6 protein-coding genes and 4 pseudogenes are annotated in these 9831 nt (G+C 67.3%); 7 read left to right on the forward strand and 3 right to left on the reverse strand.

Annotated features, from left to right (window positions below; genetic code table 11):
• Positions 1–727, forward strand: a pseudogene (locus AB0D27_RS43820) (hypothetical protein); the annotation flags it as partial.
• A gap of 282 nt (positions 728–1009) precedes the next feature.
• The gene (locus AB0D27_RS43825; RefSeq protein WP_362520847.1) at positions 1010–1510 is read left to right on the forward strand and encodes an ATP-binding protein; all 501 of its coding nucleotides are present in this window, start codon (positions 1010–1012) and stop codon (positions 1508–1510) included.
• Positions 1511–1610: 100 nt separating this feature from the next.
• Here AB0D27_RS43825 and AB0D27_RS43830 read toward each other — a convergent pair.
• A pseudogene (locus AB0D27_RS43830) lies at positions 1611–1894 on the reverse strand (IS5/IS1182 family transposase); the annotation flags it as partial.
• 70 nt (positions 1895–1964) lie between these two features.
• Between AB0D27_RS43830 and AB0D27_RS43835 the strand changes: the two are divergent.
• A pseudogene (locus tag AB0D27_RS43835) lies at positions 1965–2216 on the forward strand (IS630 family transposase); the annotation flags it as partial.
• Positions 2217–2222: 6 nt separating this feature from the next.
• Here AB0D27_RS43835 and AB0D27_RS43840 read toward each other — a convergent pair.
• Positions 2223–2972 (reverse strand): MerR family transcriptional regulator, encoded by a 750-nt coding sequence (locus AB0D27_RS43840; RefSeq protein WP_362520850.1) that lies wholly within the window; start codon positions 2970–2972, stop codon positions 2223–2225.
• A gap of 47 nt (positions 2973–3019) precedes the next feature.
• On the opposite strand from AB0D27_RS43840, the gene AB0D27_RS43845 reads away from it, so the two are divergent.
• Positions 3020–3499: a DUF6194 family protein gene (locus tag AB0D27_RS43845; RefSeq protein ID WP_362520857.1), complete on the forward strand. Its 480-nt coding sequence runs from the start codon at positions 3020–3022 to the stop codon at positions 3497–3499.
• Between the two features lie 246 nt (positions 3500–3745).
• Here AB0D27_RS43845 and AB0D27_RS43850 read toward each other — a convergent pair whose 3' ends face one another.
• Positions 3746–5602 carry a protein kinase gene (locus AB0D27_RS43850; protein ID WP_362520852.1) on the reverse strand — a complete coding sequence of 619 codons (1857 nt, stop codon included), beginning with the start codon at positions 5600–5602 and terminating at the stop codon, positions 3746–3748.
• A gap of 143 nt (positions 5603–5745) precedes the next feature.
• Between AB0D27_RS43850 and AB0D27_RS43855 the strand changes: the two are divergent.
• From AB0D27_RS43855 to AB0D27_RS43865, 3 genes and pseudogenes are all read left to right on the forward strand, one after another.
• A pseudogene (locus tag AB0D27_RS43855) lies at positions 5746–5907 on the forward strand (response regulator); the annotation flags it as partial.
• A gap of 566 nt (positions 5908–6473) precedes the next feature.
• Positions 6474–8120, forward strand: coding sequence for an APC family permease (locus AB0D27_RS43860; protein ID WP_362520859.1), 1647 nt, complete (start codon positions 6474–6476; stop codon positions 8118–8120).
• Positions 8121–8468: 348 nt separating this feature from the next.
• Positions 8469–9245 (forward strand): hypothetical protein, encoded by a 777-nt coding sequence (locus AB0D27_RS43865; protein WP_362520854.1) that lies wholly within the window; start codon positions 8469–8471, stop codon positions 9243–9245.
• Positions 9246–9831: the final 586 nt, after the last annotated feature.

The raw sequence follows: 9831 nt of genomic DNA on the forward strand, positions 1-9831 counted from the left end.
CCGTTCCATGGATCTGCTCACCGCCAGCGTGATGGTGCCCCAGGAGAACGGTGAGGGCCAGGAACTGGCCGTGGCCCTCGTCCCCGCCGCGAGCGCAACGATCTCCCTGTGCCGGAATGCCGCTGAGCTGGCACCTGCGGACCCTGCCCCCTGGGTGGCGCTGCTGAGCTACCACCGACTGCTGCGGGCACCCTGGGCTCAAGTGCACCCCATATGGATGGCCGTGAAGACGCGTGATCCGTGGAATCGCGAGGCCCACTGGCAGATGCTGCATTACGTCTCCCCGGAGGAATGCGGGTCCAACGTACTGACTGTCCAGTTCACCGACTGGGTCGCTGTCTCCGAGCCCGCGGGTTCCCCCGTAGCGGCCATAAGCCTCGCTGCAAGCCTCAACCGGTACCGAAGGGCTCTGGCAGCCGGAGGAATCACGGCGTTGACCGCACACCGGCACTGGAATCAGCCGCAGGAACGCGCCCTCGTCGACAACGCCCTCGCGACGTGGACCCAGCCTGGCTTCCTCAGGCACGCCGCAGCACTCGCCGACCTGAACCTTCTCGCATACGTGCTGACGAAAGCCGTACGCCTGAAGGACGCCTGGCCGGTCTTCGAGGCCAGCGCAGAGGTTGCCACCTCCTGGCCCTGGGAACTGGACGGCGACCCACTGAGCGAGGTCCAGGAGTCGCACTCCAGGGCATTCCGAGCCAAGAGTCAGCGGCAAAAGCGGTGACCCTACGTAGGAAGCACGGCGCGTTTCCCGGGCAGGTGGGAGCGCAATGTCGCTGGCGGAGAGCCGCTTCGGAATGTCGGTGGCCGGGGGCGACGGGATCGGTGCCGATGACCCGTTTCACGACGGAAAGCGCAAAAAAATCGGCATATCTCTCGCGATATCGAAATTGACACCTCGCCGCCCGGCGCGCAAAGTGGTCATATCTGGTAATAACCAGTCAGTGGGCTATTGCTCGGCGGATGCGACGACCGCACGTCGCATCCCCGGAAACCCGAGGTTGCGATGACTGCTCAAGCACCCCTTGAATCGGCCGGCTCGGTCGAACTGCTCGCACCGAACTCAAACCGCATGGCCACGAGGGCTGACCAGCACCTGTGCAAAAGCCAATGGCAAGAGGCAGGCCACGCGCGTGACCGACACCTCGCTCTGGTGAGCACCGATGCCAGAGACGTCAGCCGGATACGGCGCCTTGCGAAGGACTTCCTTACGGCCTTGAATGTGTCGCCCACGGCGCGCGACGATGCTCTGCTCATCATCTCCGAACTCGTCACCAACGCAGTACTCCACGCCGTGCCGCCGGCTGCTCTGCAAGTGTGCTGTGACCAGCAACGTCTCCTGCGGATTGAAGTCACCGACGGTGGTCCGCGCCCCGATCCGCCGCTGAAAGCGGATCAGTACGAGGAACACGGCCGCGGCATGCTCATCGTCGCCGCCATGGCGGTTCGTTACGGCACGATCTCGCACACCGGCGGATCCACCTGCTGGGCGGAGCTGAACCCCTGAGGGGCAGGCACTCGGCCCCAGGAGACGGGCAAGATCGCTCCAGGCCATTTGAGGTGCGTGGAGCTCATGCTCTCGCCCTTCCCACCACTCACAAGCCATTTCATTTGGGGAGCCTGCAGCAGCAGATGAGAGTGGCTGCGATCGCGGTGAAGGCCAGGAACTGGCCGGCCTTGCGCTCGTAGCGCCGGTGCCGGCGTCGGCACCCACCGAGCCAGACGATGGTCATTCCACGAACCACCGATGCCGGCCCAGCCGTTGAGAGTTCTCGACTCCGCGGCGGGCGATGCGGGGGGTGAAGTCCCGCGTTCGGGACCACCGTCGCAGGTGAGGGTAGTCGTGGCCCTTGTTGCCGTGGAGTTTCGCCGGGCGTCGTCTGCGAGGTCTCACAGTTGGCTCGTGAAGCGCAGCAGCCACTCGTTGTCGCAGCGGTCGAGCAGAGCGAAGTGGATGTGCCAAGCGGTGTCGCAGGGTGGCGGACTGGGCCGAAGCCGACAACGTCGAGATCGCTTACACCCCGACCAACTCCTCATGGCTGAACGCCATCGAGGCCCAGTTCACCGCCCTGCGCTACTTCACCCTCGACGGCACCGACGGCGCCCGCCACAAAGAACTGGGCAGCATGATCCACCGCTACATCATCTGGCGAAACCGCCACGCTGACGACCAGCGCCTACAAGCCGTGGCCGCCAGAGCAAACGTTGCCTGATACGGACTAGGCGGTCATCGGTTCCTGCGCGAACGTAACGACGGTTGCCAGGTCTGCGCCCGCTCGGAGTAGCGCCACACTCCGTGTGGCGATCTGGTCAAGACGTTGTCGCAGGATGCGTTGGGTCTCTCCCAGGCCGTCGAGCTGGTGAAGGGAGCCCATGATCTCGCGCACTGCCGGAATGCTGTAACCGGTGGCGCGGAGAGCCACAACGATTCGGGCCGCTCTGATGGCTGAAAGAACGTAGCGGCGCGCTCGCAGTGACGTCACCCGCTCGGGGATGACAAGCCCTTCCTGCTCCCAGAACCGCAGGGTCGAAGGACGTACATTGAGCGCTGCGGCGAGCTCCGTGATCGTCATCGCGTCACTCTCTTGCTCGAACTCGGATGTGTTCGCCTCGGCCTGGATCGCACGCAACGCTTGTTGAGCACGCAGAGTCTCCTCTCGTTCCCGCGCGAGCCGAACATGGACCGCGTTGATCGCCGAGGAAGCCTCCACGATCGTCTCTGTTCGCAACTCCGCGAGCATCTGCCTGGCTGCGACAGGCCCAACAGCGCCCGCGAGTCCTCGATAGGCGCGAAGAGCGTGTACGTGAAGCGGTGTGTACGAACGGTAACCGTTGCTCGATCGAGCGGCCGGGGGAATGACCCCCAGCCGCTCCAGGTCGCGAACCTGTTGCACCGAGTACCCCGACTCTCTGGCGACATCGACGGTGCGGAGCGGTACCCGTTGCGAACCGCTCACCAGCTCGCTCATCAGCCAACCCCACATAAGCACTTGAAGGTGATGCTTGAACCATGAGTATGGAACAGATCGTCGCGACCGTGCGAGGCTTCGCCGGCGCGCTCGTGGTGATGCCGGAGCCGGGCGGAGACTTCCCCGAGCTCGCGTGGGGGGATTCGTTCTTCTACTACGCCCCCGACGGTCAGATGCCTCTGAACGTCCAGCCTTACGGGACGATCGTCACCAAGAACTACCCCGACGACGCCGCTTCTGACCTTGGTCCTCCGGGCCGCTGGCGTGTGAACATCCACGTCGACCGTGCGACGTTCCGGGAGCTCACGGCGGAGGAGCCGCGCAGCCTCACCCGACCTCGCGACTACGCAGCCGCCGACAGTGTGATGCCTCACCCGGTATACGGGGCACTCGGCTGGATCTCTGTCGTCAATCCTGGTGAGAGGACAACGGACACGGTCATGCAGCTTCTGCGCAGCGCCCACGACGCCGCCAGTGCCCGGTTCGCGCGGCGACACGAACCGGGAAGGTCGCTGGAGAATGACTGACACGGTTGCGGAACACGGCCTCGAGGGCGAACGTCGCCTGATGCGGCACTGGCTTCCACAAACGCCCTGCGGGCTCTGACCAGCCGCGATGGTCGGTCTTGTGTCGGGGACGGACGGGGCGGCGGTTCGCGGTCGGCGCCTCGTACGGCCGACTCGGCGGCAGTGGGCCAGGTCGCGAGAAGCATGCCTTCGCCGGAAGGTCCGGGCTCGCCGCATGCGGGCATCCGCTTCCCAGCTCACCCGTTTCTAGGCCGCGTTACGCCATACCTTCACGTCCAAGGTGGCGTACGTCGTCCCGGACGAGCCCCGATACGTCACGAGCCCTACGTGCCCCGTCCCGCTGATGACGCACATCTGCTGGCCGACGGTGAGGTCCTTGACCCAGACGAAGCTCTTGTAGCCGGTCGCCGCCTTGCACACGTCCAGGCTCCCCTGCCGACCGACTGGCAGCAGGGCGAGGGAGCTGCCGGAGTCGGTGCCGGGGGCAAGGACCGCGCCCGAGGAGTAGACGGCGTACGTCAGATCCTCGTCGGAGGTTCCAGTGTCCGCCTTGGACCGCACCGGAGTGTCCGCCAGATACAGGTCGTGGCTCGTGGTCATCCGGATCCTGGAGTACGTCACCGGGACAGGGGCCGCCGGGGCCGCGGGCTTGCTGGACGCGGCGGCCGGAGGAGCCGAGGTCGCGGTCCGCGTGGGCGTCGGGGGCCCTGAAGGGCTGGGCGGCAGAGGGGACTTGGCCGACTTGGGCTTCTTCGAGGTCTGAGGGGAGCCGGACGTTGACGGCGACGCCTTGGCGGCCGTAGCCGACTCCGACGCGGCCACCTCCTGCGCGCGGTCGTCGCTCTTGTCGCCGTTGCCCGGAAGGAACAGCAGCGCGGCGGCCGCCCCACAGGCGACGAGTACGACGGCGGCCGCCGACAACACCCAGCCCCGGGCCTTGCGGCCCTTGCCGCCCGTGGCCACCGAGGAGGTCTGTGCGGCGGCCGGCTGCTGCGGCCACGGAGGCGGAGCGTACGGACCCGGCGCGGCTCCTGGCCCCATCACGAAGGGCCCGGGCAACGCGGCATGGGACGGCGAAGTGGGGGAGTAGGCCGTCGGGGGCCCGAAAGCGCCGGAACCAGCGGGCCCGAAACCGCCGGAGGAGTGAGCGCCCGGAGCCGCCCCCGCCCGGGCCTGATCGGCGCCTTCGGCCCGAGCCGTGATTCCCGCCGCCAGCTCGCCCGGCAACCACGCCCCGGACGTGAACCGCGCTTCGTCACCACGATTCACCTGGATCGTCTGAACAGCGCGTATGACGTCCTCGACGGAGGGCCGCTCTGCGGCGGCCTTGCGAAGACAACGTGCCACCAACTCCCGTATCGCCACCGGCACGCGGCTGAGATCGGGCTCCTCGTGCACCACCCGGTAGAGCACCGCGTGCGGATCGCCGTCCCCGAAGGCGGCGCCACCCGTCGCCGCGAACACGGCGGTCTGCCCCAGGGCGAACACGTCGGCCGAGGAGATGGCCTCCCCGCCGAGCACCTGCTCCGGCGCCATATAGGCGACGGTGCCGAGGGCCGTACCGCTCTGCGTCACCGACGTGGCATCCGCGGCCCGTGCGACACCGAAGTCGATGACCCGCGGGCCGTCTGCGGCGAGCAGCACGTTCGACGGCTTGAGGTCCCGGTGCACGATGCCCTCACGGTGCACCGCCTGCAGGGCTTCCGCGACACCGGCGATCAGCCGCAGCACGGTGTCAACGGGCAGCGGCCCGTGGTCGCGCACCGCATCGGCAAGGGATGGCCCCGGCACATAAGCGGTCGCACACCACGGCACCGATCCCCCGGTGTCACTGTCCACGACCGGGGCCGTATAGAGCCCGTGCACCCGGCTCGCCGCGGCCACCTCGGCCCGGAACCGCTTCCGGAACTCGGCGTTCTCGGCCAGCTCCGGCCGGATCACCTTGACCGCGACGGCCCGCCCGCCCGGCGTGTGCGAGAGATAGACCCGTCCCATGCCGCCGGACCCGAGCCGTGCCACCAGCCGGTAGCCGCCGACGACCCGAGGATCGCCGTCCTCCAGCGGCTGGAAACTCCCCGCATCGGGCTCACCGTTGCTCAACACGCCCCACTCCACCCCGAGATCTGCTCTGTGGTGGCCCATTGCATCACGGGTCCCTGACGTCCCGCCCCGGGGGACAGCGTGACCGGCCCACGCCGGTGTACTGGTCGCCCACGACCCAGGCGCTCGTCCGTACCGGCTTCCGGATGATTCTGACGGCCCACGGCTTCGACGTGGTCCCCGAAGCGGACAACGGCCTCGAAGCTCTCGAAGCGGTCCCGCGTACCTGCCCCGACGTGATCCTGATGGACATCCGCATGCCCGAGCTGGACGGTCTGGAAGCCACGCCCCGGATTCTCGCCGGGGCTGTGTCCCGAGGACCGAATGATCATCCTGACCCCGCTGTCACGGTACGGGGATGTCCAGGCTCGGGAAGTAGAGCTCCTCGTCCCCGGCGCAGGATGGCGCCGACGAGCTGTCCCCCTCAATGACCTCCAGCGGCGTACGCCCCTGCCGATCAGGTTCCTGCGGTGAATGCGCTCGTACGACCATGGAAGGCCGAGACGCCGTACGCGCCTGCGACGCTCATACGGATCGCCGTGTTCGCTCTGGCGGGCGACGGCAGCGGCGTAGTACGCGCACAGACCTGAGGGCCGCTGCGGGCGCGGGCGGCTTCCGCAAGGTCGCCGTGGGGTCGCGGCCCGGGCTGTTGAGTGCGACCGCTCATCCCGCTGTGCCGGGCGGCTCGAAACCGTCTGCCTGCCCGCTCGCCATGCCACTGGCGTTCCGGGCCCGCATGCCCGTCGTGAACGCCGTCGCCGCGCCGTTTTCGGAGCGGCCCAGGCGCGCGAGCTCACTGCCCCAGAGATACGATTTGGGACAGACCTCACCTTGGATGAAGACGTACCTCACCTTGGATGAAGGGGTGTGGGCCATGGGCGTATCCGAAGCGACACCCGGCACGCACGACGGTCGGCCCGGGTTGAGGCGAGAGGTCGGCTTCATCGGGCTGATCTGGGCTTCGGAGGGATCGATCATCGGATCTGGTTGGCTGTTCGGCGCGCAGAAGGCGCTGGGAGTGGCCGGGCCAGCCGCGATCATTTCCTGGGGGATCGGCAGTGTCGCGATCCTGATCCTGGCGCTGGTGCACGCCGAACTCGGCGGGATGTATCCGGTCTCCGGTGGTACTGCCCGGTTCCCGCACTATGCGTTCGGCGGAGCCGCGGGAGCGTCGTTCGGATGGTTCTCCTGGCTGCAGGCGGCCACGGTGGCACCGATCGAGGTGCTGGCGATGATCACTTATGGCCAGCACTACTCATGGGCGCGAGGCTGGCTGAAGATCAAGGGCGGCCAGGACGTTCTGACCGCCTCCGGGATCACCGTCGCGGTCGGGCTGATGGCGGTTATCACCGCCATCAACTTCCTCAGCATCCGGATGCTGGCACGGACCAACAGCGCGGCGACATGGTGGAAGGTCGGCATCCCGCTGCTGACGATCTTCGTGTTCGCCATCATCCAGTTCCACGGGAGCAATTTCACCGCCGCGGACGGGTTCAACCCCTACGGCGCGAAGGGCATCCTGGGCGCGGTCTCCACGAGCGGCATCATCTTCGCGTTGCTGGGCTTCGAACAGGCCGACCAGCTCGCCGGGGAGAGCTCGAACCCGAAACGCGACATTCCGCGGGCGGTGATCGGCTCCATCGTGATCGGCGCGATCATCTACATCCTGTTGCAAGTCATCTTCCTCGCCGCGCTTCCCGCGTCGCTGATCCACGGCACCTGGACGACTGCCGCGTTCAACACCATGACCGGGCCTTTCGCCCAGCTCGCCACGCTCCTCAGTCTGGGCTGGCTGGCCACCATCTTGTACCTCGACGCGGTGGTCTCTCCCGGCGGCACGGGCTTGATCTACATCACGGGGTCCTCGCGGGTCTCCTACGGACTCAGCCGCAACGGATACGTGCCGTCGGTCTTCGAGAAGACCAACCGGAGGGGTGTGCCCTGGCCCGGGCTCATCGCCGCGTTCGTGATGGGCTGCATCTGTTTCCTGCCGTTCCCGAGCTGGCAGTCGCTGGTGGGGCTGATCACCAGCGCGAGTGTGCTGATGTACGCTGGCGCGCCGCTGTCCTTCGGCGTCTTCCGCAGCCGCCTGCCGAACGCTGAACGTCCCTACCGGCTGCCCGGCGGGACCTGGATGTCGCCGCTGGCCTTTGTCGTCGCCAACTTCCTGATCCTGTGGTCGGGGTGGGCCACCGACTGGAAGCTGGGCGTCGCGATTCTCATTGGCTACGTCATTCTCGTCGCCAACCGGGTCTTCAAGATGAACCCGATCACTCCTCAGCTCGATCTGCGGGCGGCGCAGTGGCTGCCCGTCTACCTGATCGGCATGGGGCTCATCGTCTACGCCAGCGACTTCGGCCCACTCAAGCACCCGTGGTTCCCCCTGTGGTGGGACATGCTCGCCGTCGGGGTGTTCAGCCTCGCCATCTACTACTGGGCGATGGCGGTGGCCCTGCCGACCGAGCAGATCCAGCGGATGGTCGACGAGGTGGTCGTCCCGGAGGAAGCCGACATCCACTGATCCGTGTCCTCACCTACGTTGATGCCGACCCTCGTGCCGAAAACTCAGCTTGGGTAGCTGCGAGGAGATTCGTTGCGCAGCCTCCGGATCTCCTTCCACTGCCGGGCGCCCGGGGTGGACGAGTTCACCTTCCGCAAGGGATGCACCTACCGCACCTCCCTCCTCGACGCCGAAGCCTGCTGAGTCGTGGACGTGTTGCCCGACCGCACCATGGAGACCCTCGCGTGTGCGGACTTCGGCGGCTCTCCGTCCTAGTCAAACCCTGACAAGGCGTCAGGGTCGGCTCCGGGTGGGGGTAGGGGCGTCCCCGATGGTGGTTGGCGGGCGGTGGACAGCAGGCTGATGACCATGTCGAACACCACTGCCGATCACCACCGCTCCCCGCTCGCCCGCCGCGCCGCACTTACCTTCGCGGGTGCCGCTGCCCTGACGGGTCTTGCGGGGATGTACACGCCGAGCTTCGCGTACGCCGAGCCGGCTGCCCCCGCCGATATGGCTGCCCTCGCACAGTCCGCGACTGATTTCCGCGACTGTCCGGCCCTACCCGCCGGTGTCGACCTGGCCCGCTGGAGATGCGAAGTGCACTCAGCCGCCCCGCGGTTGACGGTGGGCAAGGTCACCGTGGCTCTCGCTCCGATCACCATGACGCACGCCGAGGGTCCGCTCCCGGACGGTACCAGCGGGCAGGTGTGGGGTGCGATGCACAGCGCGCCGACCGCCATTCCGGGCGGAGTGCCCGGCACAACGGCGGGTGAGCGCGCGCGGCGGCTGGGACTGGCGATTCAGCCGGAGTACGGCGGCCGATCCGACTTCTACACTGGGCAGTTAAGCCTGCGATTCCGGCTGCTGAGCCCGCTGCTGCCGCAGGGCTGCACCATCGGGGCCAATGCACCGGTCGACTTCCAGCTGAAGAGATCAGGCCCTTCGCAGTGGATCTCCACGAACCCACCGCTGATCAAGTTCTCGGCGTACGACGACACCTTCGCCGCACCTGCCGCTGAACACTGCGGGCCGATGGCCGGACCGCTCAACCGGCGGCTCGGGCTGCCGGCGCCGAGCGGAAATCTGATGACCTACGACGCGACCTACACCTTCAGGACCTACGACCAGCTCCCGGCGCGCTGACGGGCGACACGAGACTGCGCGGTGCCGCGGACGGCGAGCAGGACGAGGTCGGCTCGTCGACGCCGGGCGGCTAGCCCTGGAATCCGGGCACCTGCACCCCACCGTCACCTCGGCGCCTCTCGTCGACAGCGATCTTCGAACACCTCGCCTTTGACCGTCGGCGTGGCGCCGACTCCGCGGAACGGCGGTCACAACCGACTGGTAAGTACTGGCCCGCTCCCTCTCAGACTCCCGGGCATAGGCGCTCCGGGTCTCCAGGGCCGCCGAGAAGACCTGACGCCTGCCTGGAGGGCCTGAACGGCCGTGCTGGACGGTGGTGTTGTCAGTGGTGGCTGTCAGGATCGCCGTCATGACGGAAACGATCGATGACTGGCGGTCCTTCCTGGTGCGGTGGAGCCAGGAGTGGGCGGACGCGCGTGACCCCGACGAACCGGCGGAGCGTGACGCGGAGGCTCTGCGTGCGGGTTGGCTGGGGTTCTCAACTCCTCATCTCCAAGCACGATTTAGTGAGCGTAACCTTGATCAGGTGAGTGTTATGATCACGGTGTGAATCTGACGGAGTGGGCGAAGACGCAGGGTGTGCATC

The organism is Streptomyces sp. NPDC048415 (genome assembly GCF_040651675.1).
GTDB lineage: Bacteria > Actinomycetota > Actinomycetes > Streptomycetales > Streptomycetaceae > Streptomyces.